Origin of the sequence: Bradyrhizobium sp. CCGB01, assembly GCF_024199795.1 — a bacterium.
Taxonomy (GTDB): domain Bacteria; phylum Pseudomonadota; class Alphaproteobacteria; order Rhizobiales; family Xanthobacteraceae; genus Bradyrhizobium.
Map to the genome: position 1 here is coordinate 5,571,425 of NZ_JANADK010000001.1, position 24,693 is coordinate 5,596,117.

25 protein-coding genes are annotated in these 24,693 nt (G+C 64.7%); 13 read left to right on the forward strand and 12 right to left on the reverse strand.

The window, feature by feature from the left end; all coding sequences use genetic code 11:
• Positions 1 to 104: 104 nt before the first annotated feature.
• From rpsI to NLM25_RS25775, 3 genes are all read right to left on the reverse strand, one after another.
• Complete coding sequence (gene rpsI / locus NLM25_RS25765) at positions 105 to 584, reverse strand: 30S ribosomal protein S9 (RefSeq protein WP_007611021.1); 480 nt, start codon at positions 582 to 584, stop codon at positions 105 to 107.
• Between the two features lie 2 nt (positions 585 to 586).
• On the reverse strand, positions 587 to 1,051 hold the full coding sequence (rplM, locus tag NLM25_RS25770) for a 50S ribosomal protein L13 (protein WP_008137961.1): 465 nt from the start codon (positions 1,049 to 1,051) through the stop codon (positions 587 to 589).
• A 158-nt stretch (positions 1,052 to 1,209) separates the two neighbouring features.
• Positions 1,210 to 1,638 carry a PaaI family thioesterase gene (locus tag NLM25_RS25775; protein ID WP_254120156.1) on the reverse strand — a complete coding sequence of 143 codons (429 nt, stop codon included), beginning with the start codon at positions 1,636 to 1,638 and terminating at the stop codon, positions 1,210 to 1,212.
• A gap of 86 nt (positions 1,639 to 1,724) precedes the next feature.
• Here NLM25_RS25775 and NLM25_RS25780 point away from each other — a divergent pair, with 86 nt between their 5' ends.
• Positions 1,725 to 2,549, forward strand: coding sequence for an enoyl-CoA hydratase (locus NLM25_RS25780; protein WP_254138862.1), 825 nt, complete (start codon positions 1,725 to 1,727; stop codon positions 2,547 to 2,549).
• A 127-nt stretch (positions 2,550 to 2,676) separates the two neighbouring features.
• A complete protein-coding gene (locus NLM25_RS25785; protein WP_254120158.1) occupies positions 2,677 to 3,261 on the forward strand; it encodes a CoA-binding protein in 585 nt (194 codons plus the stop codon).
• A 16-nt stretch (positions 3,262 to 3,277) separates the two neighbouring features.
• On the opposite strand, the gene NLM25_RS43935 is transcribed toward NLM25_RS25785, so the two are convergent.
• Positions 3,278 to 3,400: a hypothetical protein gene (locus NLM25_RS43935; protein ID WP_256565492.1), complete on the reverse strand. Its 123-nt coding sequence runs from the start codon at positions 3,398 to 3,400 to the stop codon at positions 3,278 to 3,280.
• On the opposite strand from NLM25_RS43935, the gene NLM25_RS25790 reads away from it, so the two are divergent.
• Together NLM25_RS25790 and NLM25_RS25795 are read left to right on the forward strand one after the other, a co-directional pair.
• A complete protein-coding gene (locus tag NLM25_RS25790; RefSeq protein ID WP_254120159.1) occupies positions 3,400 to 4,680 on the forward strand; it encodes an O-acetylhomoserine aminocarboxypropyltransferase in 1,281 nt (426 codons plus the stop codon). The genes NLM25_RS43935 and NLM25_RS25790 overlap by 1 nt on opposite strands.
• A 218-nt stretch (positions 4,681 to 4,898) precedes the next feature.
• Entirely contained in the window at positions 4,899 to 5,243 is a 345-nt protein-coding gene (locus tag NLM25_RS25795) for a hypothetical protein (protein ID WP_254120160.1), read from the forward strand.
• Here NLM25_RS25795 and NLM25_RS25800 read toward each other — a convergent pair whose 3' ends face one another.
• The gene (locus NLM25_RS25800; protein WP_254138863.1) at positions 5,244 to 6,326 is read right to left on the reverse strand and encodes a COX15/CtaA family protein; all 1,083 of its coding nucleotides are present in this window, start codon (positions 6,324 to 6,326) and stop codon (positions 5,244 to 5,246) included.
• Between the two features lie 94 nt (positions 6,327 to 6,420).
• On the opposite strand from NLM25_RS25800, the gene NLM25_RS25805 reads away from it, so the two are divergent.
• Positions 6,421 to 6,642: a DUF2842 domain-containing protein gene (locus tag NLM25_RS25805; RefSeq protein WP_027529931.1), complete on the forward strand. Its 222-nt coding sequence runs from the start codon at positions 6,421 to 6,423 to the stop codon at positions 6,640 to 6,642.
• Here NLM25_RS25805 and NLM25_RS25810 read toward each other — a convergent pair.
• Positions 6,632 to 7,675, reverse strand: coding sequence for a polysaccharide deacetylase family protein (locus NLM25_RS25810; RefSeq protein WP_254138864.1), 1,044 nt, complete (start codon positions 7,673 to 7,675; stop codon positions 6,632 to 6,634). The two genes, NLM25_RS25805 and NLM25_RS25810, sit on opposite strands and share 11 nt — an antisense overlap.
• Positions 7,676 to 7,786: 111 nt before the next feature.
• On the opposite strand from NLM25_RS25810, the gene NLM25_RS25815 reads away from it, so the two are divergent.
• The gene (locus NLM25_RS25815; RefSeq protein WP_254138865.1) at positions 7,787 to 8,968 is read left to right on the forward strand and encodes a GNAT family N-acetyltransferase; all 1,182 of its coding nucleotides are present in this window, start codon (positions 7,787 to 7,789) and stop codon (positions 8,966 to 8,968) included.
• Between the two features lie 202 nt (positions 8,969 to 9,170).
• Here NLM25_RS25815 and NLM25_RS25820 read toward each other — a convergent pair whose 3' ends face one another.
• Positions 9,171 to 11,465: an exopolysaccharide transport family protein gene (locus NLM25_RS25820; RefSeq protein ID WP_254138866.1), complete on the reverse strand. Its 2,295-nt coding sequence runs from the start codon at positions 11,463 to 11,465 to the stop codon at positions 9,171 to 9,173.
• A gap of 202 nt (positions 11,466 to 11,667) precedes the next feature.
• On the opposite strand from NLM25_RS25820, the gene NLM25_RS25825 reads away from it, so the two are divergent.
• From NLM25_RS25825 to NLM25_RS25835, 3 genes are all read left to right on the forward strand, one after another.
• Positions 11,668 to 12,801, forward strand: coding sequence for a glycosyltransferase family 4 protein (locus tag NLM25_RS25825; protein WP_254138867.1), 1,134 nt, complete (start codon positions 11,668 to 11,670; stop codon positions 12,799 to 12,801).
• Between the two features lie 117 nt (positions 12,802 to 12,918).
• Positions 12,919 to 14,469, forward strand: coding sequence for an undecaprenyl-phosphate glucose phosphotransferase (locus NLM25_RS25830; protein ID WP_254138868.1), 1,551 nt, complete (start codon positions 12,919 to 12,921; stop codon positions 14,467 to 14,469).
• A gap of 155 nt (positions 14,470 to 14,624) precedes the next feature.
• Positions 14,625 to 15,884, forward strand: a complete 1,260-nt coding sequence (locus NLM25_RS25835) for an O-antigen ligase (RefSeq protein ID WP_254138869.1) — start codon at positions 14,625 to 14,627, stop codon at positions 15,882 to 15,884.
• Positions 15,885 to 15,949: 65 nt separating this feature from the next.
• On the opposite strand, the gene NLM25_RS25840 is transcribed toward NLM25_RS25835, so the two are convergent.
• Positions 15,950 to 16,420 carry a MarR family transcriptional regulator gene (locus NLM25_RS25840; protein ID WP_254141265.1) on the reverse strand — a complete coding sequence of 157 codons (471 nt, stop codon included), beginning with the start codon at positions 16,418 to 16,420 and terminating at the stop codon, positions 15,950 to 15,952.
• A 147-nt stretch (positions 16,421 to 16,567) separates the two neighbouring features.
• On the opposite strand from NLM25_RS25840, the gene NLM25_RS25845 reads away from it, so the two are divergent.
• A complete protein-coding gene (locus NLM25_RS25845) occupies positions 16,568 to 17,764 on the forward strand; it encodes an FAD-dependent monooxygenase (RefSeq protein ID WP_254138870.1) in 1,197 nt (398 codons plus the stop codon).
• Positions 17,765 to 17,923: 159 nt separating this feature from the next.
• Here the strand turns inward: NLM25_RS25845 and NLM25_RS25850 are convergent, their stop codons facing one another.
• From NLM25_RS25850 to NLM25_RS25860, 3 genes are read right to left on the reverse strand one after another with little or no spacing between them, the layout of a single operon-like run.
• The gene (locus tag NLM25_RS25850; protein WP_254138871.1) at positions 17,924 to 19,102 is read right to left on the reverse strand and encodes a trans-acting enoyl reductase family protein; all 1,179 of its coding nucleotides are present in this window, start codon (positions 19,100 to 19,102) and stop codon (positions 17,924 to 17,926) included.
• Positions 19,103 to 19,111: 9 nt separating this feature from the next.
• Positions 19,112 to 19,894, reverse strand: coding sequence for a DUF169 domain-containing protein (locus NLM25_RS25855; RefSeq protein ID WP_254138872.1), 783 nt, complete (start codon positions 19,892 to 19,894; stop codon positions 19,112 to 19,114).
• 60 nt (positions 19,895 to 19,954) lie between these two features.
• Positions 19,955 to 20,671: a YdcF family protein gene (locus tag NLM25_RS25860; protein WP_254138873.1), complete on the reverse strand. Its 717-nt coding sequence runs from the start codon at positions 20,669 to 20,671 to the stop codon at positions 19,955 to 19,957.
• Positions 20,672 to 20,909: 238 nt separating this feature from the next.
• On the opposite strand from NLM25_RS25860, the gene NLM25_RS25865 reads away from it, so the two are divergent.
• From NLM25_RS25865 to NLM25_RS25875, 3 genes are all read left to right on the forward strand, one after another.
• Positions 20,910 to 21,851 (forward strand): acetamidase/formamidase family protein, encoded by a 942-nt coding sequence (locus NLM25_RS25865; protein WP_254138874.1) that lies wholly within the window; start codon positions 20,910 to 20,912, stop codon positions 21,849 to 21,851.
• A gap of 199 nt (positions 21,852 to 22,050) precedes the next feature.
• Positions 22,051 to 22,248: a hypothetical protein gene (locus NLM25_RS25870; protein ID WP_007603456.1), complete on the forward strand. Its 198-nt coding sequence runs from the start codon at positions 22,051 to 22,053 to the stop codon at positions 22,246 to 22,248.
• Between the two features lie 72 nt (positions 22,249 to 22,320).
• Positions 22,321 to 22,800 (forward strand): GcrA family cell cycle regulator, encoded by a 480-nt coding sequence (locus NLM25_RS25875; protein ID WP_254138875.1) that lies wholly within the window; start codon positions 22,321 to 22,323, stop codon positions 22,798 to 22,800.
• Positions 22,801 to 23,126: 326 nt separating this feature from the next.
• On the opposite strand, the gene NLM25_RS25880 is transcribed toward NLM25_RS25875, so the two are convergent.
• A complete protein-coding gene (locus tag NLM25_RS25880; RefSeq protein WP_254120175.1) occupies positions 23,127 to 24,683 on the reverse strand; it encodes a porin in 1,557 nt (518 codons plus the stop codon).
• Positions 24,684 to 24,693: the final 10 nt, after the last annotated feature.

Here is a 24,693-nt window from a genome sequence, read left to right on the forward strand (position 1 = left end):
CACGCCATCAATTTGCATACAAACGAACAACAAAAAGGGCGCTGAAATCAGCGCCCTTTTGCATCTCATTGAAGCCGCTTTCGCAGCGAATGTGACCGAAGCGATTAACGCTTCGAGAACTGGAAGGACCGGCGGGCCTTGGCCTTGCCGTACTTCTTGCGCTCGACCACGCGGGAGTCGCGGGTGAGGAAGCCGCCCTTCTTGAGGACCGTGCGCAGCTCCGGCTCGAAATAGGTGAGCGCCTTGGAGATGCCGTGACGGACCGCGCCGGCCTGGCCGGACAGACCGCCGCCGGCGACGGTGCAGATCACGTCGTACTGGCCGGAACGAGCGGCCACCGAGAACGGCTGCTCGATCATCATGCGCAGCACGGGACGGGCGAAATAGACCTCGACCTCGCGCGAATTGACGGTGACCTTGCCGGCGCCCGGCTTGATCCAGACACGGGCGACCGCGTCCTTGCGCTTGCCGGTGGCATAGGCGCGGTTGAACTTGTCGACCTTCTTCTCGTGCTTGGGCGCGTCGGGCGCCGCCGCCGTCTTGAGCTGCGAGAGCTGGTCGAGCGACTGGATGGATTCGGCCATGATTATGCGGCCCTCGTGTTCTTGCGGTTCAACTTGGCGATATCGATCTTCTCGGGCGTCTGGGCCTCGTGCGGATGATCGGCGCCACCGTAGACACGGAGGTTGCCCATCTGCACGCGACCGAGCGGACCACGGGGGATCATGCGCTCGACGGCCTTCTCGAGCACGCGCTCAGGATGCTTGCCCTCGAGGATCTGGCGCGCGGTGCGCTCCTTGACGTGGCCGACGTAACCGGTGTGCTTGTAGTAGGTCTTCTGCTCGCGCTTGCGGCCGGTGAGGACCGCATGCTGCGCGTTGATGATGATGACGTTGTCGCCGCAATCAACGTGCGGGGTGTAGGTCGGGAGGTGCTTGCCGCGCAGGCGCATGGCGACGATGGTGGCGAGACGGCCGACGACCAGACCCTTGGCGTCGATCAACACCCACTTCTTCGTCACCTCAGCCGGCTTTGCCGAAAAGGTTTTCATGTCAGAGTTTCCGTGGACGGGGAGCATCGGCGCGAACACCGCACCGGACTGCGCGGTTTTCTAGAGAAGAGACGCGCAACGGTCAATGCCCGAAGACGGAATTTAGATAAGCAAAATCAAATGCTTAAAAATATGGTATTAAGATACCCGCCGAAAGTTCAAGCATTTGGAATGGAATAGGTCGAGGTGACATGGGCGATCGGATCGGGCGAGGTGCCGGACAGCAGCTTCACCTCCCCGACCGCCAGGCGTTTGCCGAGCTTGAGAAGCCGGGCCTCCGCCAGCACGTCCTGCCCGGGCTGGCCCTTGCGCAGGAAGTTGATGTTGAGATTGGTGGTGACTGCGAGCCCGATCGGCCCGATCGCGGACAGAAGCACCACGTACATCGCGAAATCGGCGAGCGCCATCAGCGTCGGGCCGGACACGGTTCCACCCGGCCGCAGCATCCTTTCGCTGTAGCGCTGGCGCAAAAGGCAGGTCTGCCCGTCCGCGCTCTCGATCGTGATGTCGTCGCCGCTGAAGGCCTGGGGAAACTCGTCACGGAGAAACTGCTCGACCTCCGCCACGCTCATTTTCGCTAACGCCATGCTTCGCCTCACCCTCGCTTCACGTCCCCTGTTACATTAAGTTATCTGGGTCATCCAATTGCAATAATTCAACCGGAAACGCTTCGATGTCCGCCCAGGCCGCCCGCGCCCCCTCCCCGCAACCGCCGAACCTGCTGCGCGAGACCGTCGGCAGTATCGCGGTCCTGACGCTGAACCGACCGGCCGCGCGCAACAGCCTGTCTGAGGCGATGATCGCAGGCCTGCATGCCGAGCTCGATGCGATCCGCGACGACAAGGCGGTCCGCGGCGTCGTGATCGCCGCCAACGGCCCTGCCTTCTCCGCCGGCCACGACATGAAGGAACTGACCGCGCGCCGCACCGACCCGGATCGCGGCCGCGCCTTCTTCGCCGAGATGATGACCGCCTGCAGCGCGATGATGCAGGCGATCGTGCGCCTGCCGAAGCCCGTGGTCGCCTCCGTCCAGGGCATCGCGACCGCGGCCGGCTGCCAGATCGTGGCAAGCTGCGATCTCGCGATCGCGTCGGAAGCGGCGAGCTTCGCGACGCCCGGCGTCGACATCGGCCTGTTCTGCTCGACACCGATGGTGGCGTTGTCGCGCAACGTGCCGCGCAAGCAGGCGATGGAAATGCTGCTGACGGGCGAGCCGATTCCGGCCGCGCGCGCCCGCGAGATCGGGCTCGTCAATCACGTGGTTGCAGCGGGCACCGAGCGCGCCGCCGCGATCGCGCTGGCCGAAAAGGTCGCGCTGAAGTCGGCCTACACCGTCAAGCTCGGCAAGGAGGCCTTCTACCGCCAGGCCGAGATGAGCCTTGCGGACGCCTATCGCTATGCGGCAGAGGTGATGACCGAGAACATGATGGCGCGCGACGCCGAGGAAGGCATCGGCGCCTTCATCGAGAAGCGCACGCCGACATGGCGGGACGAGTAATGACGGGATGAGTAGATTGTATTTATGACACCGTCATTCCGGGGCGGCTCGCAGAGCCGAACCCGGAATCTCGAGATTCCGGGTTCGATGCTACGCATCGCCCCGGAATGACGAACGAAAGAAAACGATGAACCACGACGCCTATCCCGACAATTACATCCGCGGCATCCTCAACAGCGTGAAGTCGATCGCAATGGTCGGCGCCTCGCCCGTCAATGTGCGGCCGAGCTATTTTGCGTTCAAATATCTGGCGCAGCGCGGCTATGACATGATCCCGGTCAATCCCGGCCATGTCGGCAAGGACCTGCTCGGAAAGCCGTTTGTGGCCTCGCTCTCCGACATCGGTCATCCCATCGACATGATCGACATCTTTCGCAATTCCAGCCACATCATGCCGGTGGTCGAGGAAGCCCTGACGCTCGATCCGCTGCCGAAGGTGATCTGGATGCAGCTTGGCGCCCGCGATGACGCGGCGGCGGCGAAAGCGGAATCGGTCGGTATCAAGGTCGTCATGAACCGCTGCCCCAAGATCGAATATGGCCGCCTGTCGTCCGAGATCTCCTGGATGGGCGTCAATTCGCGCACCTTGAGCTCCAAGCGCCCGCCGGCGCCGACGCAAGGCATGCGTCTATCCCTCAATCGGATGAGTGTCGGCGGCGGCGACACCGCGGCCTCCGACCGCGCTGCCAAAAACAAGACCGAGCAAAGCTGACGCAATCGCGAAGGATTCATTTCGCCGACGCGACAATGCGCAGCACGATCGTTCCGATGTGACGCGGCGCCTTGACGGCGGGCGCGGCGCCGATCAGCATGCCGCGCGATTTCAGACAAACGAGAACAGGACGCCTCAATGAGCGATCGCCTTCCGGGATTTTCAACCCTCGCCGTGCATGCCGGTGCACAGCCCGATCCCACCACCGGTGCGCGCGCGACTCCGATTTATCAAACCACGTCTTTCGTCTTCAACGACGCCGACCACGCCGCCTCGCTGTTCGGCCTGCAGGCGTTCGGCAACATCTATACCCGCATCGGCAATCCCACCAACGCCGTGCTTGAAGAGCGCGTTGCCGCGCTCGAAGGTGGCACCGCCGCGCTTGCGGTCGCCTCGGGCCACGCCGCGCAGGTCGTGATATTGCAGCAATTGCTCCAGCCCGGCGACGAGTTCATCGCCGCGCGCAAGCTCTACGGCGGCTCGATCAACCAGTTCACGCATGCGTTCAAGAGCTTTGGCTGGAACGTGGTGTGGGCCGATCCCGACGACATCGCAAGCTTCGAGCGCGCGGTGACGCCGCGCACGAAGGCCATCTTCATCGAGTCGATCGCCAATCCCGGCGGCAGCATCACCGACATCGAGGCGATCTCGACGGTCGCGCGCAAGGCGGGCGTGCCGCTGATCGTCGACAACACGCTGGCCTCGCCCTATCTGATCCGCCCGATCGATCATGGCGCCGACATCGTCGTGCACTCGCTGACGAAATTCCTGGGCGGCCACGGCAATTCGCTCGGCGGCATCATCGTCGATGCCGGCACCTTCGACTGGTCCACCGGCGGCAAATACCCGATGCTCTCGGAGCCGCGGCCCGAATATCACGGCATCCGCCTGCAGGAGACCTTTGGCAATTTCGCCTTCGCGATCGCCTGCCGCGTGCTGGGCCTGCGCGACCTCGGACCGGCGCTGTCGCCGTTCAACGCCTTCATGATCCTCACCGGCATCGAGACGCTGCCACTGCGCATGCAGAAGCACTGCGACAACGCGAAAGCGATCGCCGAATTCCTCGCCGGCCATCCGGCGGTGGCCTCGGTGAGCTATGCGGGCCTGCCGAGCGACAAGTACAACCAGCTTGCGCGGAAATACGCCCCGAAGGGCGCAGGCGCCGTGTTCACCTTCAGCCTCAAGGGCGGCTATGACGCCGGCGTCAGCCTGGTGTCGAAACTGCAGCTGTTCTCGCATCTGGCCAATGTCGGCGACACCCGCTCGCTGGTGATCCACCCGGCCTCGACCACGCACAGCCAGCTCGACGACGCCGCGAAGGTCAAGTCCGGCGCCGGCCCCGACGTTGTCCGGCTCTCAATCGGCATCGAGGACAAGGAAGATCTGATCGCCGACCTGGAACAGGCGCTGGGGGCGTAGTTTCCCGTCGTTCCGGGGCGGTGCGAAGCACCGAACCTCAGGTGCGCAATTGCGCACCGGGGAACCTCGATATTGTCTGGTCAGCTCTAGATTCCGGGTTCGGTCCTGCCGGACCGCCCCGGAATGACAGCAGCTGTTTGGGCGGCCGCAATTAACAGTCATTAACCATATCTGCCGCATACATCGTCTCTGGATCACCCCTTGATTCGGAGCCGACGATGCTGCGCTGGATGGTGCCTGCCCTTGCGGCGATGCTGACGGTCTCAGCTGCGGTTGCCGCCGACCTTCCGGCCACGCCGAAGCGGCGGGCCGCTGCGCCGCCGCAGGAGCCGCCACAAGTCTATGTCGAGACCGATCCGGATGCGCTGATCTCGCCGGCCTATGGCATTGGCAGCTACATCCGCAACCTGCCGGGCACACCGCTGCTGCCGGGATCGAACACGCTGCCGGGCTATTACGGCCGCCCCTGGGACTACGACTATCAGGGCCCGTATTACGGCGGACCGCAGGTCGGTTATTTCTGGCGACTGCCCTACGCCTGCGGCATCTACGGCTATTGCTGATCAGCCGGGCTGGCTCACCGGAACCGCGCGCGTCTGCGCTTCCGCCGGCTGCCGCGCAGCCAGCCGCTCCGTCTGCATCACCGCAAGCGCCAGCACCACGATCGCGACCGCCTGATGCGCCAGCGCGAGATCAATCGGCACCTGGTTGAGCAGCGTGAGGATGCCGAGCACAGCCTGCAGGCTCACCGCGCCTAGCACCAACAGCGCGCCGCTTACCGCGGCCCCCGCACGCGAACGCACAGCATCGAACGCATGCAGCGCCGCCAGCACGAAAAGCGCATAAGCCGTCATGCGGTGCTCGAACTGCACGGTCAGCACGTTGTCGAACATGTTGCGCCACCACGGCGTCTCGAACCACAGCCGGTCCGCCGACGGAATGAACGCACCGTCGATCTGCGGCCAGGTGTTGTAGGCGCGCCCGGCACGCAGGCCCGCGACCAGCGCGCCGAAATAGATCTGGACGAAGGTCACGACGAGCAGCAGCACGCTGGTGAACCGCAGCCGCGCGGGCGCAATGACCTGCGAGCGCCCGGCGAGCCGCCGCACCGTCCAGACGATGCCGGCGAAGATCAGGAGCGCCAGCACCAGATGCGTCGCCAACCGATATTGCGAGACCTCGACGCGTTCCGTCAGGCCCGAGGCCACCATCCACCAGCCGACAGCGCCCTGGAGACCGCCGAGCGCGAACAGCAGCCACAGCCGCCGCTTCAACTCACCCGACAGGCCGCCGCGCCACAGGAAGAACAGGAACGGCAGGAGATAGGCCACGCCGATGAATCGGCCGAGAAATCGGTGGCTCCATTCCCACCAGAAAATCTCCTTGAACTCCGACAGGCTCATGCCCGCATTGAGCTCGCGATATTGAGGGATCTTCTTGTAGGCCTCGAACGCCTCAGTCCACTGGGTCTCCGAGAGCGGCGGAACGCTGCCCGTGACCGGCTTCCATTCGACGATCGAGAGGCCGGATTCCGTCAGCCGCGTCGCACCGCCGACCAGCACCATCAGCGCAATCAGCGCGGCCACGGAGAGCAGCCACCAGCGCACGGCGCGATGCGGCTCGGACGGGGCGGAAATCATTGTCATCTCAGAACAAAACCAGGGCTTGAACCGGACTGCGTGCCCCTTATAGTCCCCCGCTCCCGCCGCGCAAGTTACGCGAAAGCCGCAGTATTCCGCCATGACGATCCGCACTCGCAAGTTCCTCGGTGCCATCCTGCTCCTGGTGCTGGCCACCGTCTGGGCCCTGCTCGGCATGGCGCTGGCGCAGATGCCCTGGATCGCCGAATCCGGCTGGCGGCAGGCGATCTATTACGTGGTGGTCGGGATGGGCTGGGTGCTGCCGGCGATGCCGATCGTGAGCTGGATGCAGCGGCCCGACCGCGCCAAATCTAGTTCGTAGCGCTGCCCGTCGGTTTCACCGGCGCAAAGGCAACACCCGACACCAGCACGCGCAGCATGCGCAGCGAGCGGACCCGGCCGTCCCACGAAATCCGCGGCAGCGCCCGCAGATTGGTGCGCCCCTCCGCATCCACGATGCCCGGGATCGTCGAGACAGCGCTGGCGAAGCCGGCCTCCTCTGCCATGACGACGTGGCTGCGCCGGAACGAAGAGCGATCGCCGAACGGAAAGGCCAGATGCCTGATCTCGCGATCGAAGGCCGATTCCGCCACCGCCTTGCCCATCGTCATCTCGCGCAGCGCGGCGGCATCTTTCATGTTGGCGAGAACGGGATAGTTCACGGTCGCACTGCCGATCGTGACGAGCGGATCGGCGGCCAGCCTTGCCAGATCCTCCCAATCCATCGACGCTTCGCGCGAGAGCGCGGCGAGATCGACCCGGTAGCGCGTGCAGAGATCGGCGATCGCGGCCGACAGCTCCGCCGGCGGCAGCGAACGCAGCCAGCCCTCGAGATGCGAGAACAGCGCCTGCTTCTCGGCATTGCCGGTGACGGTGAAGCGCTGCTCCTTCTCGCCCATCATCAGGCTGATGCGGCTCTCGCGCGCGATCACCTGCTCGAGCCCGAGCCACCAGGCCTCCCCGACTCCGTCGGGAAACGCGGTGGGCACGTAGACCGTGAAGGGCACGGCGTGACGCGCAAGCACCGGATAGGCAAAGCTGATCAGGTCCTTGTTCGCACCGTCGAAAGTGAGCGCCACGAAGCGCCGCTGATCCGGCAGCGTGACCGCGCGCCGGCAAACCTCGTCCATGCCGAGGAATTCATACTGCCACTGCTTCAGCGCGCGGATCGCGCGGTCGAGAAATTGCGGACTGATCTCGCCTTCACGCAGTGGCTGGAACGCGCCGCGCCGCTTTGGCCGCACGCGTTGAAAACGCAGGATGGCGCCGGCACCGCGGCTGCGCAGCACGGCCTGGCCGGTGAACCAGGCCAGTTCGAGCCGCAACCGCTCCAGCCATCTGTCGTCGGATGCCAATATCCCACCTTCGCGTTCGCCCTATTGTCATTACCCTTTGTTGACATTTCTTTGCAAAGGTCGGCCACAGGCCGAATTACGCATATTTTCGTTTCTCGACAGGTTTCGCGAATGACCATGGCTGCGGCGATGCAAAGCCGGACGGCAGAATCGCCAGCGCGGTCGAAACCGAACCGTATCGCGCATGTCGATATCGTCACCGATCTGGCCGAGGCCGAGGCGGTCTGGCGCGCGTTCGAGGAGAGCGGCCACCTCTTCACGCCATATCAGCGCTTCGATCTGCTCAGCCCGTGGCAACGGCTCGTCGGCAATCATGAAGGCGCTCAGCCCTTCATCGTCATTGCCCGCGACGCCGAGCGCCAGCCGCTCCTGCTGCTGCCGCTCTCGCTGCGCCAGGCTCACGGCGTCCGCACCGCCTGCTTCATGGGCGGCAAGCACACCACCTTCAACATGGGTCTGTGGAACGCCGGGTTCGCGGCACAGACCACCATCGCCGATCTCGACGCGCTGATTGCGCCGCTGCGCGAGCATGCCGACGTGCTCTCGCTGACGCAGCAGCCGCTGCGCTGGCACGACCAGAACAACCCGTTCGCGCTACTGCCGCGGCAGAGTGCGATCAACGGCTGCCCGCTTCTGGCGATGGAGCCGGGCGGGCCGCCCACATCGCGGATCAGCAACTCCTTCCGCCGCCGCCTCAAGAGCAAGGAGAAGAAGCTCCAGGCGCTTGCCGGCTATCGCTATCACCTTGCCACGACGGATGCGGACGTCACCCGCCTGCTCGACTGGTTCTTCCGCGTCAAGCCGGCGCGGATGGCCGAACAGAAACTGCCCAACGTCTTTGCCGAGCCTGGCGTCGAAGCGTTTATCCGCAGCGCGTGCCTTGCGCCGCGCGGCGAAGGCCGCGTCATCGACATCCATGCGCTCGAATGCGACGACGAGGTCATCGCGATCTTCGCCGGCGTCGCCGACGGCCAGCGCTTCTCGATGATGTTCAACACCTACACGATGTCCGAGCACGCCCGCTACAGCCCCGGGCTGATCCTGATGCGCTACATCATCGACCGCTATGCCGAAGGCGGCTACCGCTCGCTCGACCTCGGCATCGGCTCCGACGATTACAAGCGCATGTTCTGCAAGGACGACGACGACATTTTCGACAGCTTCGTGCCCCTGACCGCGCGCGGAAAACTCGCGGCGATGGCGATGTCCTCGCTGAGCCACGGCAAACGGCTGGTGAAGCAGAACCAGATGCTGTTCGACCTGGCGCGCCGGCTGCGACAGGCGTTCGGGTAGCCCTACAAGCTCTTTAGCTCTCTCTATCCACTTGCGACGCTCTTCCCTTCTCCCCTTGTGGGAGAAGGTGGCGCGAAGCGCCGGATGAGGGGTATTTATCCGCGTGCACTCATGCGAATGGGACTCGCGGAGAGATACCCTCACCCGTCTCGCCGCTATGCGGCGAGCCACCCTCTCCCACAAGGGGAGAGGGTAAGAGAGATCACGCCGCCACGACGCGCGGCGGTTCCGCCGCATTCGACGGCTGCACCGGCCTGCTCAGCATGGTCACCTCGCTGAAGCCGACGGCCCTCAGCTGCTCGCACATCAGCGCGCGTGCATCCGCGGCCATCGACGCATCGGGCACCACGACGGCGCGGGCATTCGCCGTCAACAGCTCCGCCGGAAGATCCGAGGCGCTGCCGGCATCCAGCAGCACGTGGTCGTAGGCGCGGAGCAACGCGTCGATCGCGAGCGTCACCCGCGGCGATTGCAGCAGGCTGCGATCGAAGCCGGGACGGCCGGCCATGACCAGGTGCAGCCGCGAGAGCCTGTCCCGGGTGATGACTTGCGCAAAGGACGCCTCGCCCTGCATCAGCTCGGCAATGCCGGGAGCCGAAGCATCGACGGACACCGCGGCAATGGTCGGCGAGGACGCCGCGAGATCGACCACAACGACGCGCGCATCGCGCGCCAGGTGCCGGGCCAGCGTCAGCGTCGACAGCGTGATGGCTTCACCGGCTGCGGTGCCGAGCACCGTGACCTTCTTGGCCGCTGGTCCCGCAGCGCGCAGGCTGTCAGCGAGACGCTCGATCTCGGCGAATTCGGTAACGTCGGCATCGGCCGCCATCTCGGGCTGAAGCGGCGTGGCGTCATCCACGACCGGGTCCACCATCGGTTCGACCGCCGGCTGAACCGCCGGCTGGACCACCGGCTCGACTATCGGGTCTTGGCGCACCGGCGCCCGCGTTTGCGCCGGCGTGAACGCAGCCACCGCGCGCGGCGCGGTCTGGCGCAGCAGCTCGCCGGTGACGACGACGCCCGACGAGAGCAGCAGCGTCGCGATCGTCGCGATCAGCACGATCGGCAGCTTCTTTGGATAGGCCGGCGTGTTCGAGACGACGGCGCGCGAGATGATGCGGCCCTCTGTCGGCGCCGTATCAATGCTCTCGCGGGTGCTGGCCTCGCGATATTTCCCAAGATAGGTCTCGAGCAGATCGCGCTGGGCCTTGGCTTCGCGCTCGAGCGCGCGGAGCTGGACGTCCTGACCGTTGGTCGAGGTCGCCTGCTTCTTGAGCTGATCGAGGCTCGCCGTCAGGCCGTCGACCCGGCCACTGGCGATCCGCGCATCGCTTTCGAGCGAGCGCGAGATCTTGGCCGCTTCGTCGCGAATTTGGTTGTCGAGGTCGCCAAGCTGCGCCTTCAGCTCCTTGATCCGCGGGTGATTGCCGAGCAGCGTGGACGACTGTTCGGCGAGCTGCGCCCGCAACGTCACCCGCTGCTCGGACAGCCGCCGCATCAGTTCGGAATTCACCACCTCGGACGCTTCGATCGGCTTGCCGCTCTGGAGCATCTCGCGGATCAACCGGGCCCTGGACTCCGCGTCGGCCTTCATCGAGCGTGCATTGTTGAGCTGGGTGTTGACCTCGCCCATCTGCTGGTTCGACAGCGTGGTGTTGTTGGTGCCGATGAACAGGCTCGATTTGGAACGGAAATCCTCGACCTTGGCTTCGGCGTCGGAAACCTTCTTGCGCAGGCTCTCGATCTCTCCCGCGAGCCACTGGCTGGCGTTCTTGGCCTGCTCCTGGCGTGCGCTCTGCTGGAGCACGAGATAGCCGTCGGCGATCGAATTGGCAACGCGCGCGGCCAGGTCCGGATCGGCAGACTGGAATTCGACGACGATGACGCGCGACTTGTCGACAGCGTAGGCCTGGAGGCGCTCGTAATAGGCGTCCAGCACGCGTTCTTCCGGCGTCATCGAGAACGGATCGCGGCCGATGCCGATCAGCGCCGCCAGTGACTTCAGCGGCGAAATGCCTTGCAGAACCGGATCGAACTCGGGCCGCTCCGCAAGCTTGTTCTTCTTGATGATCTCGCGCGCGAGATCGCGCGACAGCACGAGCTGGACCTGGCTCGTCACAGCCTCGGGGTCGAGCGCCTGCCGTTCTTCGGTGCTGCGGTCGCTGCTCGGCCGCAGGAACACGTTCTCGCGGCCGTCGATCAGGATGCGGGATTCAGACTTGTAGCGCGGCGTGATGAAATTGACGACGGCGATGGAGGCAACGAGCGCGAGCACCGTCGGCACGATGATCCAGCCGCGCTTGTGCGCAAGCGCGCCGCCGAGCGCATGAAGATCGATATCGCCGGATTCAACCGGTGCCTGCTTCGGGGCAACGGGCGCAGGCTTTGCTTCAACCTTGGGAGCAGCCTCGGCCACCTTGGCTTCGGCTTTGGGCTTCGACACCGCCCGCTCGATCACAGCCTTGTCCTTGCCGGCACGCCAGAACGCTAAACGCATCGAACACTCCCGCAGGGCAACGCTGCGACTCTACCTCAACCGGGGCGATTACACTCCATTAAGGTTGCCGCTGGGTTAATCGCGCCGTGCGGCGATCGGCGCGCGCGCGCTCGTCACCGTTTGTTAACCACGAGGGCTTCTTAATCCATCTCGATATTTCGAGAATTGTTCGAGCATTCGCCGTCGAGCGCTGGTTCTGATCATGCCCCCCTCTCCCGACCGGCCGCTCCGCATCCTGCACGCCGTGCGCGCGCCCGTCGGTGGCATCTTCCGCCACATCCTCGATCTCGCCAACGGCCAGGTCGATCGCGGTCATCATGTCGGGATTCTCGCCGACAGCCTCACCGGCGGCGAGCGCGCGGACAAGGCGCTGGCCGAGCTCGCACCGCGGCTGAAGCTCGGCGTGCATCGCCTCGCGATCCGCCGCGAACCCTCGCCGGACGATGTCCTGGTGTGGCTGCGGATGCGGCGCCTGATCGGCGAGCTCAAACCTGACGTCATGCACGGCCACGGCGCCAAAGCCGGCGCTTTTGTCCGCATGCGGCGGCGCTCCGACGACACCATCCGCATCTACACTCCGCATGGCGGCTCGCTGCACTACCCGCTCAACACGCTCAAGGGCGAGTTCTACGCCCGGCTCGAACGCACTTTGATGGACGCGACGGACCTGTTCCTGTTCGAGAGCGCATTTGCCCGCGACACCTATCAGCGCATCGTCGGAACGCCCAAGGGCGTGGTGCACTGCGTCTTCAACGGCGTGACGCCGGAAGAGTTCGAGCCGGTCGTTCTCGCCGACGATGCCACCGATCTCGCCTATGTCGGCGAGTTCAGGCACATCAAGGGCGCAGATCTGCTGGTCGATGCGGTGGCGCGCCTGCACGAGGGCGGCAAGAAGGTCACGCTCACGCTCGGCGGCGACGGCGAGGAGACCGCGGCGCTGAAGGCGCAGGTCGAGAAGCTCGGCCTCTCGAACGCGATCCGCTTCATCGGTCACGTCAAGGCGCGTTACGGCTTCTCCAAGGGGCGGCTGCTGGTCGTGCCTTCGCGCGGCGATTCCATGCCCTATGTCGTGATCGAGGCGGGAGCTGCCGGCATTCCCATGATCGCGGCCCGCGTCGGCGGCATCCCCGAGATTTTCGGGCCTGAGAGCCCGGCACTGTTTGCGGCGAGCAACGCTGAGGCCATGGCAGAAGCGATCGCGGCAGCACTCGACGATCCGCAAGGCACCGCGCAGCGCGCCGTCTCCTTGCGCGAGCGCATTTCCGCACATTTCTCCCAGCAGGCGATGGTTGACGGCGTGCTCGCTGGTTATCGCGACGCATTTGCCAATCATTAACCATCCTTAAGACCGCTTTAGAGAATCTTCCGATTTGTCCGATAGTCGAGGTGCCAGGGGATGCTCGCCCGGGCGCAACGCTGCGCCGCGGGTTATTTGGAATGGACGTGGACGCCCGTGGAACCGCTCAACGCACGCTCGATGCTGGATGCCGCGACAAGCGCCGCGGCGAAGCCGGCTGACCAACCCTTTGTGGAGCGCCGTCGCCGGCTCTCGCCCGCCGCGCTCGAAGTCGTCAACCAGAAGGTCGCCCGCGCCTATTCGCCGATCGTCATCGCGGGCTTCGTCCGCCTGGCCGATTTCGCGCTGCTGAGCTTCGTCGGCATCGCGCTCTATGTCGGCTATGTCATGCCGCGGGCCGGCTCCTTCAGCTGGGTTTACCCCGCGGAAATCGTCGCCGTCGCGGGCGCCGCCGTGGTCTGCTTCCAGGCCGCCGACATGTATCAGGTGCAGCTGTTCCGCGGCCAGCTCCGGCAGATGACGCGGATGATCTCGTCCTGGTCGTTCGTCTTCCTGCTGTTCATCGGCGCATCCTTCTTCGCCAAGTTCGGCAGCGAAATGTCGCGGCTGTGGCTTGCCGCCTTCTACTTCCTCGGGCTCGCCGCGCTCATCTTCGAACGTCTGGTACTGCGCTCGCTGGTGCGCGCCTGGGCACGCCAGGGCCGGCTCGACCGCCGCACCATCATCGTCGGCTCCGACAGCAATGGCGAGCAGCTGGTCGAGGCGCTGAACGCCCAGGAGGATTCCGACATCCATGTGCTCGGCGTGTTCGACGACCGCAACGACAGCCGCGCGCTCGATACCTGCGCCGGCGCGCGCAAGCTCGGCAAGGTCGACGACATCGTCGAATTCGCCCGCCGCACCCGGGTCGATCTGGTGCTGTTCGCGCTGCCAATTTCGGCGGAGACGCGCATCCTGGAGATGCTGAAGAAGCTCTGGGTGCTGCCGGTCGACATCCGCCTGTCCGCGCATACCAACAAGCTGCGTTTCCGTCCCCGCTCCTATTCCTATCTCGGCGAGGTGCCGACGCTCGACGTGTTCGAGGCGCCGATCACCGACTGGGACCTGGTGATGAAGTGGCTGTTCGACCGCATCGTCGGCGGCCTTGCGCTGCTCGCAGCCCTGCCGGTGATGGGATTGGTGGCGCTGGCGGTGAAGCTCGACAGCCCCGGCCCCGTGCTGTTCCGCCAAAAGCGTTTCGGCTTCAACAACGAGCGCATCGACGTCTACAAATTCCGTTCGATGTACCACCACCAGGCCGACCCGACCGCCTCCAAGGTCGTGACCAAGAACGATCCGCGCGTCACCCGCGTCGGCCGCTTCATCCGCAAGACCAGCCTCGACGAGCTGCCGCAGCTCTTCAACGTGGTGTTCTCCGGCAACCTGTCCCTGGTCGGCCCGCGTCCGCACGCCGTGCAGGGCAAGCTCCAGAGCCGCCTGTTCGACGAAGCCGTCGACGGCTACTTCGCCCGCCACCGCGTCAAGCCCGGCATCACCGGCTGGGCCCAGATCAACGGCTGGCGCGGTGAGATCGATAATGAAGAGAAGATCCAGAAGCGCGTCGAGTTCGACCTCTACTACATCGAGAACTGGTCGGTGCTGTTCGACCTCGTCATTCTCCTGCAGACGCCGATCTCGCTGCTGACCAAGAACGAGAACGCGTATTGAGTTGAGTTTCTCCGTCATGCCCCGGCTTGACCGGGGCATCCAGTACTCCGCAGCGGCTGCCGTTTTCCGCAACGCGCGCCGCGGAATACTGGATCGCCCGATCAAGCCGGGCGATGACAGCGGTGTTTGTAGCGTACGAGTAGCGTGAGCGTGTGATGGCGTATGCGGCGACAGCCGGTGGAGTGAACGTTGCCGCGCCGGCTGCGCCCGGCGTGCTGGCCATCCAGCGCGCGCTGGTGTGGCTGGTCGGCGCCTCCGGCGCCATCGTCTTCATCGAGCCGAGCCCCTACGAGATCGTGACACTGCTGGCCGCCGTCACCTTCTTCGCGACCGGCCTGCGCCTGCGGCTCGTGCTGATGCCGCTGATCCTGATGCTGGTCCTGCTCAATGTCGGCTACACCATCAGCGCGGTCCCGCTGTTCGAACAGTCCGAGGTGGTGAGCTGGATCGCGACCTCCTGGTACATGGCGATCACCGTGGTTTTCTTCGCCATGGTCACGTCCGAGGACACCGCGGCCCGGCTCGACATGCTCCGCCGCGGCCTCGTGGCCGGCGCGATGGTCGCCTCACTGTCGGCGGTCGCCGGCTACTTCCACCTGGTTCCCGGCGGAAACGACCTGCTCACGCTGTACGGACGCGCACGCGGCACATTCAAGGACCCGAACGTGCTCGGCGCCTTCCTGATCCTGCCGGCGCTGTTCGCGCTCCAGAGCGTGGTCTCGGACAAGCTGGCCAAGGCTTTCCGCAACGTCATCGCCTTCGGCATCATGTCGCTGGCGATCCTGCTCGCCTTTTCCCGCGCCGCCTGGGGCGGGCTGGTGCTGACATCGGCTTTCATGCTGGTGCTGATGGTGCTGACCAGCCGCACCAACGCGCAGCGCTCGCGCATCGTCATCATGGCGATCGTCGCCGCCGTGCTGGGATTGGCGCTGATCGCGGTGCTGCTGTCATTCGATTCCACCGCCGAGATGTTCAAGCAGCGCGCCAGCTTCGACCAGAGCTATGACGAAGGCCGCTTCGGCCGCTTCGGCCGGCACATCCTCGGCGCCGAGATGGCGCTCGACCTGCCGTTCGGGATCGGCCCCTTGCAGTTTCATCGCTACTTCCCCGAGGACACCCACAACTCCTACCTCAACGCCTTCATGTCCGGCGGCTGGCTCTCCGGCATGTGCTACCCCGCGCTGGTCTTCACCACCGTCATCATGGGCTTCCGGCACATCTTCGTCCGCGTGCCCTGGCAGCGCGCCTATCTCGCGATCTTCTCCGCCTTCGTCGGCACCGTCGGCGAGAGCTTCGTGATCGACACCGATCACTGGCGCCACTTCTGGATGATGCTGGGCGCGATGTGGGGCATGATCGCAGCCGCGCAAATCTACAAGACAGACATTACCGTTCCGATGGAATCGGAACGGTAATGTCTGGTTCTTGTCTTGACGCGTTTTCTTGACGCGAACCGGTATCCACTTCGCTTGAAAACGCTCTAGCGACGAAGCTTCTTCAGCTTGAGATCGGGACGTTTCTCCGGCGGCGTGTCGAGCAGGCCCTTCAGCGCCTCGGTCGCGGCAAGCACCCCCTTGTAGCCCTCGGTCGCGAAGCGCAGCAGCAGGCGCAGCTCCTGGTCGGAATAGGCGCCAAACACCTTCTCCATCGCCTGCTGCATCGGCACGTAGAGCTGGCCGATCTTCATCGCCTGCTCCGGCACGACGGAAATGAAGACCTTGCGGCGGTCTTTCTCGTCGCGCTCGCGGCGCACGAGGCCAGCCTTCTCGAGCCGGTCGACCACGCCGGTGATCGCGCCCGTCGTCAGCCCCGTGACCTCGGCAAGCCGGCCCGCGGTGACGCGGCCCTCGAGATAGAGGATGTCCATGCATTCGAGGTCGGAATTGGCAATTCCGGCAACGTTCGCAACGGTCTGGCCATAGAGCACGCCCTGCGCAGACGACCTGCGCATCGCCTCTTCCAATTCGCCCAGCAACGCCGTGCGTGCCTTCGTCCTTGACAAGGCTCACCTCATATCTTAGTCGATATATATCTTAGTCACTAAGAGATTTAGCGACCGTAATTTCTCCTAGCACCACGGAAACGTCGGGAGCAAGCCATGTCCTACCGTCCCCGCAAGGCCCTGATCATCGGCGCCGGCATCGCCGGGCCCGTCACCGCGATCCTGCTGCGCCGCGCCGGCATCGAGTCCGCGATCTACGAGGCCTGGCCCTATTCGAAGGGAATCGGCGGCGGTCTGCAGATCGCGCCGAACGGCATGCATGTGCTGGACGAGATCGGTCTTGCGAACGAGCTGATCAGCCGCGGCTCGATCGCGGAGTCCTTCGACTTCTATTCGCAGGGCGGCGAGCGGCTCGGCTCGATCAACCGCGACATGGCGCGGCGCTTCGGCCAGCCGGCCGTCAACGTCTGCCGCGCCACGCTGAATGAGATCCTGATCGACAAGGCCTGGTGCGCCTGCGTCTCGCTCTATTTCGAAAAGCGCCTGATCAAGATCGAGGACCGCGGCGACCAGCAGATCATCGCTTACTTCGCCGACGGCACCACCGCCGAGGGCGACTTCCTGATCGGCGCCGACGGCGTGCACTCGGTCGTGCGCCGCCAGGTCGTGCCGGACGGTCCGCAACCGTTCGACACCGGACTGATCGGGTTCGGCGGCTTCGTGCCGCACGCCGTCCTCGACGGCCGGCCGATCGGCCGGCACGTCGAGACCACGTTCGGCAAGAGCGGCTTCTTCGGCTACGGCTATTGCAGCCCGGATCCGAACGACGGCGTGATGTGGTGGAGCACGCAGCCCGCGCGCGGCATGGACGCGGCGACGTTCCGCGCCCTCGACCACGCGACGCTGAAGCAGCATCTGCGCGGTTTTCATCGCGGCTGGCACGATCCGATCCCCGATATCATCGAAGCGGCCGAGAACATCGTGGTCACCGACACGCTCGACGTCGCAACCTTGCCGACCTGGTCGCGCAAGCGTTCGCTGCTGATCGGCGATGCCGCGCATGCGACCAGTCCCCACGCGGGCCAGGGCGCTTCGCTCGCGCTCGAGGATGCGATGCGGCTCGCACGGCTGATGCAGGAGGGCCGGGAGCTCGGCGCTACCTTCCAGGCCTTCGAGGCCGAGCGGCGCCCGCGCGCCGAGAAGATCGTCGCCATCGCGCGCCGCAATGGCAACAGCAAGCGCGAATTCAGCGCCACCGGCGCATGGGTCCGCAATCAGATGATAAAATGGCTGTTGCCGCTCGGCGCAAAGGGCATGGATTTCATGTACGCGTATGATGCGCGGGCGGCGTAGCTTCCTTTTCTCCCTCTCCCCGTTCTTACGGGGAGAGGGTCGGGGTGAGGCGCTGCTTCCGCAAAAAAAGTGAGAGTGTGACTCGCGGAGAGTCCCCCTCACCCGCCGCACTTCGCGCGTCGGCCTCTCCCCGCAAGCGGGGCGAGGCGAAGAAAGCGCCTAGCCTTCCACCGCGAACGTCAGCCCTGCATTCTCCCGCAGCCGCTTGATCAGCTTGTGCTGCATCGCTGCGCCCGGCGTCCAGAATCCTGCGGCGACATCCGTCACGTCGCGCAGCATGCAGATCGCGCATTCGGAGATCATCTTCGAGGTCGAGCCGTAGCCGGGATCGCGGTCGCCGGTGACACCGGCGCGGACCGCACGGCCGTCGGGCGCGATCGCGACATAGAGCAGATTGAAGAGCCCGTTCTCCCGCTCTTCCTTCGAGGGCCCCTCGCCCGGCTTCGGCGCGCTCGGACCGGTCTTCTCGGAATTGGCCGCCATCACGCGCTTCGCGTTGGCCTCGCCCTTCTCGCCGGGACCGGTCAACACCATCTCGTCGTAGACGAAGTCCTGGCCGTAGGGAAAGCCCATCAGCATGTTGGAGCGATGGACGTTGCGGGTGTTGATCAGCGCCATCATGAACGGCGCGGCCCAGGATTGCAGGTCTTCCTCGAGCACCGACCTGTTGCCCTTCGGCTGCTTCGGACCAGTGAAGCCCGGCGTCAGCGCGAACGGATCGTTCAGGATCGCAACGAGGCTGATGTCCTTGGCGACCGCATCGAAGGTTGCCTTCGCGCTCGCGGCGGTGCCGCCCGACAGCGTGCCGCGCATGTCGCGCACGCGGCCCTTTACGCGCGCGGCCGGCGCGCCGAACACACGCTTGGCCTCTTCCTGCACGAAGAACGCACCAAGCTCGAACGGCACGGAATCGAAACCGCACGAGAACACGATGCGCGCACCGCTCTCCTTGGCCGCGGCCTCGTACTTGTCGATCATCTGCCGCATCCAGATCGGCTCGCCGCAGAGATCGAAATAATCGGTCCCGGTGGCGACGCAGGCCGCAAGCAGTTCCTCGCCGTAGAGCTGATACGGACCGACCGTCGTGATCACCGACATCGTCTGCTCCGCCATCGCCTTCAGCGAGGCCGCGTCGGACGCATCCGCCACGATCAGCGGCGTATTCCCTGGCGCGCCGATCGCATCGCGCACCGCCTTCAGCTTGCCGAGACTACGGCCCGCCATCGCCCATTTGAGCTGTTTGTCGCTCTTGTAATGCGCCGTCAGATACTCGGCGACGAGCTGGCCGGTGAAACCGGTCGCGCCGTAGACAACGATGTCGAATTTCGCAGAGCTCATGGTCGGCCTTTACTTCTTCGCGTAACTCACGCCCATGCCGGCGCGGACGTCGCTTTGAATACCATAGGGCGGGATCGGATAGCGCAGGCCGTTTTTGGCCAGCGCCTTCATGCCCTCGATCGCCTTGGCGAGATGCGAGGGCTTCAAGGCCATCAGCATCTCCTCGTCCGGCACGCCGCCATAGCGCCGTTCGGCATAGCATGGCAAGGACAGGCTGGGCTCCCCGGACTTGAGCGCCCGCCCCCAGGAATCCGCACAGGCGGTCTCACCGACGACGCCCCATTCGAATTTCTTGTAGCCGGTATATTGCAGCCCGTTGATCAGGATGATCATCTGCCCTGGCGTTGCATAGACGAGGCAGATATCGGGCGGATCGAGCCGGCCGCTCGCGAGCGGACTGACCGCAAGCGCCTGATACCGCCCGAACGGAACCACGTCGAGCGCCTCCTGGCGTTTGCGCGCGTCCTCGGCGGTGCCGTGCCAGACCCCGACATAGTTTTCGCCGGCGAGCCATTTTTCATCCTGCGGCGCAAGCCCGATCACCGCGCGGCACTGCGCACCGACAAGATCATCGGCGGTGATGCCGACCGTCCAGCCCAAACGTGCAGCCATGCTGACGATCTGGTCGGTGGTGTGGACCGCGTTCGGGCGCCGGATCTTCGGGATCGCTTCCATGTCGGCGGCATGCGCGAACAGCTTCATGCCGATCACGGTCGTTTTCAGCCGCAGCAGGCTGTTGAGATCGGCGACGAGACCGGCAAGATCGATCCTGTCTGCGCTCTGCTGTTGCATGGCGTCCTCCCGACCGGCGATCGCGCGCCGGTATTGTGTTCTTGTTTTACGGCTCCCGTTTTAGTCCTTGCCCGGTCCCGGAAGCAACTCGCCGGTTCGCCCCAGGATGCGATACGTCAGGAGGCCGATCCATTCGCGCACCGCAAGGTCGGTCTTGCCGAGACCATCGGCCCCGTTCCGGGTGAAGGCGAAGAGCTCGTCGCGCCCGCCCATCCGCCAATCCACCGGATAGGCTTCGACATCAAATCCGGCCTTGCGAAAAATCCCCATCGAGCGCGGCATGTGGAAAGCCGAGGTGACCAGAAGCCAGCGTTCGCCCGGCTTCGGCGTCACCAGCTGCTTGGTGAAGATCGCGTTCTCCCAGGTGTTGCGGGAGTCGCGCTCGAGGATCAGGCGCTCCTTCGGAATTCCCAGGCTTTCCAGGATCGGCGCGGAATAGTCGGCTTCCCTCGCCTCCGTCGCGACCAGGTTCGCCGTGCCGCCGGTGAAGACGATGCGTGCCTTCGGATAGCGGCGCGCAAGCTCCGCCGGCGCAAACATGCGATCGGCCGCATGCGAGACCACCGGCATGTGGTGCGCGGCCGACAGATCGGTGTCGACGGAGCCGCCGAGCACGATGATGCCGTCGGGCGCCCCCCGCGACGGATCCCACGCCGGAAAGCGCGACTCCAGCGGATAAATCAAGAGATTGCCGAGTGGCGAAAATGCACAAACTGCCAGCAGGACCAGGGTGGTCACGGCAAGCTTGCGACCGAGCGCGGCAAAGCGCGTCGCCATCAGCAGCAGCGACAGGATTCCGAGCTCGACCAGGAGATTGATCGGCAGCAGAGCGGTGCCGAGGGTCTTGGAAAGAACGAAATACAGGGGAGCCTCGCTGGAATGATCGTGCCATGCGCGGGCTTGACCGGCCCGTCCGTCTTCAGAAATCTTCTTGAAAGAGGATCGATCGCCCGGTCAAGCCCGGGCATAACAAGTTCTCATGACGAGTTCTGATCAAACCGAACGGACGCGGCAAATGACCCACCACCACCTGCATTCAAGTCCCGAAACCTGCCATTGGGGCTTCTTCGAAGCTGCGCTCAAGCCCGTCCTCACCATCAAGAGTGGCGACGAGGTGACGGTCGACACCATCAGCGGCGGGCCCGACATGCTGCCCGACCGCGACAAGTTTCACATTCCACCGGAAATGCACGAGGTTCATGCCAAGAACGAGCGCATGCTGCCCGGCCACATCCTCACCGGCCCGATCGCCGTCGAAGGCGCCGCGCCCGGCGACGTGCTCGCGGTCGAGATCCTCGACGTCCAGCTCCGGCAGGATTGGGGATGGAACATGATCAAGCCGCTGTCGGGTACCCTGCCCGACGATTTCCACGAGACGCGCATCCTCAACATCCCGCTGGACCGGTCGCGGATGGTCGGCCGCATGCCCTGGGGCCTCGATCTGCCGCTAAAACCGTTCTTCGGCGTGATGGGCGTCTCGCCGCCACCGGCCTGGGGCCGCATCTCCTCGCTCGTTCCGCGCGCGATGGGCGGCAATCTCGACAACAAGGAGTTAGGTGCCGGTGCGACGCTGTATCTGCCCGTGTTCGTCCCGGGCGCAATGTTCTCCTGCGGCGACGGCCACGGCGTGCAGGGCGACGGCGAGGTCTGCGTCACCGCGATCGAGACCGCGCTCCAGGGCCGCTTCCGCCTGACGCTGCGCAAGGACCTCAGGTTCGATTATCCCCGCGCCGAGACGGCGACGCATTACATGACCATGGCCATGGACCCCGACCTCGACCAGTGCGTGGTGCGCGCGCTGCGCGACATGATTGTGCTGCTCGGCGAGACGCGAAACCTGTCGCGCGAGGATGCCTACACGCTGTGCAGCCTGGCGGCCGATCTGCGGGTGACCCAGACCGTCAACGGCTGCAAGGGCATCCATTGCATGATCGAAAAGGCGATCGTGCACGGCTAGCCGGGACCGCCTTTCCCGACCTGTTGACGCCGCAACGCCGCCCGACATTTCGCGCGGCGCGTCGCCGCATGCCCGATTTTCCAAATGATTCCAATGGCCTGCCCCACCGCTTCAATCTGGATTTGACTCCCACCCCCGAACCTAAATAGAGTCTTAATCGTTACTTTTATGTACCTGCGTAAGAGGCTAGCGTTTAGGCATGGCCACCGAAAAAGCCGAGACTGACCGCATTCCCGTAACCTTGGCGCTCTCGACCATCACCTACCTGGAGAAGCTGGTGAGACAGGGCACCCACGGCACCAGCGTTCCCGGCGTCGCTCGCACACTGATCGAGGAAGGCATCCGTCTCGCCATCAAGGACGGGCTTTTGTCGATCCGCGACAATGGCAGGACGTGAGCGCGCGCTGAATGTGAAGCGGATGGATCTCGCTGGCGGATGGCCGACATCTGCAACCTGGGATCGTCACAAATGCCTGTTCTCTCACCGACCTGGACCGACGAACGAATCGAAATTCTGAAGCAGCACTTCGAGGCCGGCCTCTCCTGCAGCGAGATCGCTGCCGACATCGGTGTCAGCCGCAACGCGGTGATCGGCAAGCTGTCGCGCCTCAATCTCACGCGCGGCCGGACGCTCGACGATCGCAAGGTTCAGGACAGGGGCCATGCGCCGGCGCGCGCGCGGAGAGCCGTGCCGCGACTGCAATATGAGATGCTCGCCACGATCTACGGCGAGACCGACGGACCTATGGTCGCAGGTCCCATCGACGACGCCAATCGCTGCTCGCTGCTGGAGCTTGCCGAGAACCGCTGCCGCTGGCCGATCTCGACCCCGGGCGCGGAGGATTTCTGCTTCTGCGGCAATGTTGCGCCCGACGGCCAGTCCTACTGCGCCGGCCACAGCCGCCTCGCCTACCGGCCGAATTCGCGCGCCCGCATGATGCGCGGCTGAATTCTTGTTTGACGCGTTTTCTTTACGCGAACCGGTATCCACTTCGCTTGAAAACGCTATGCAATCCCACAACGAAAAACCTCCGGCAGGGCACTACCGGAGGTTTCTGGAGGCTTAGCATCAAGCTAAGAGCGCTACTTTCGTAACCACTGAAGACCATATAGCTGATTAACTCAGGTAAGTAAATAAATTTGCTGGCGATCGAATCGCATAGCTTGTCTTCGTTGCCTGCACGGGCGGCCGGTTTTTCCGAAAAGCTACGAACCCCAAAGAAAAGCCCCGGCGGTATCCCGCCGGGGCTCTATCAGATCGGAACGTCCTGAAGCTTACCAGTTGCGCTGGGCGCGCAGCAGCAGGCTGTAGGTGTCCTGGTCCTTCAGCTCGTAGGTCGCCGCCGGCTTGGCGACGCCCGTCAGCGCAGCGGTCGTGATCGCGCCCGAGTACTTCTGGTCGAGATGGCTGTAGGTGAAGTCAGCCGAGAAGGTCAGGTTCTTGACCGGCGTCCAGCGGGTGATGACACCGACCTGGCCGATGTTGAAGTCCGGGTTGCAGGTGCCGGTCAGGGTCGCGAACGCGGCGCTGCCGCAGATCAGGCCCTTGGCCGTGCCGCTGTAGTTGACCGCAGCCCACGCGCCGTAGAGCGCCGTGTTCCAGTACGGGCTCCAGTTGTGGGTGTAGGCGCCACGGAAGCCGTAGGTCTTGGTCAGCTCGAGGCCGCCGCCGGGACCGAACACCGCATCAGACACGCCGGCAAAGCCGATGCTCTGATACGCGGCGTTCGAGCTGCCGAACATCGAGTAGCTGGTCGCGGCCAGCTCCTGGAAGTTGTAGCGGCTTGCGCCGTCGGTGTAGACGCCCGAGATGTTGATCACGTCGCCTGCGCCGGTCGGGATGTTCTTGATCTGCAGAGCGAGCTGAACGGCCCAGCCCCACTTGTCTTCGGGATGACCGGTGACTTCGGTCGCACCGTAGTAGCCGACATGGTTGTCGTGCGCGGCGACCGACGCCTGGAAGAGACCCCAGGCCTGGTCGACACGGACCTGACCGACGAGGTCGGGCGCGCGGCTGCCGCCGAGATTGTTCGAGCCGTAGGCACCGCCGAGGACGCCGGTGGTGGACATGCCGGCAGTGTTCCAGAGGGCGGTCTGGAAGACCTGCGTCTGGTCCTGCGCCGAGAACGTCGCCGTGATGCCCTGACCGAAGTCAGCGGTGTAGGTGATCTGGGCGACGCCGTTGGTGGAGCCGCTGCCGCCGACCAGCTGATCGAAGTTGTTGCCGGGATAGTTGATCCAGGGCGCGTCGAACTGCGACACGGCCTTACCCAGGGTGAAGCCGGCGAACTGGATGAAGGCGTAGTAGACGCCGAGCGCACCGCCCGAGATGCCGCCGTCGGTGCCGTTGACCGCGCCGCCGCTCGAGCCGGTGAGGCCGGTGCCGGCCGCGTTGAGGCCGATCGTGCCGCTGTACTGGGTCCCGCCCGTGGCCGAACCGGTGCCGGTATAGTTGCCGGTCGTCCAGGTGAAGACCGCATCGAAGTAGGTGCGGACCACGCCGTACTCGGTCGCGGTGCGCGTGTCGATGTTGAGATCTTCACGAGCGCGCATCGAGTAGTAGTTGGTCAGGCGGTTGTTCGCCGCAAACACGCCGTTGTACTGGGCGCTGTAGTTGCCGCCGGCATTGAGCGCGACTTCAGCACGCAGATAGCCGCCGAGCTTGATGCAGGTGTCGGTGCCGGGGATGTAGTAGAAGCCCGCGCCGTAGAGCGTGCAGATCTTGACGTACTCGACCGCCTTGGCCTTGACCGGAAGATCGGCCGCCTGGGCTCCACCGACGGCGATCAGACCCGCCGCAGTGCCGAGCAAAAGGCTCTTCACCACTTTCATTTAAAAACCT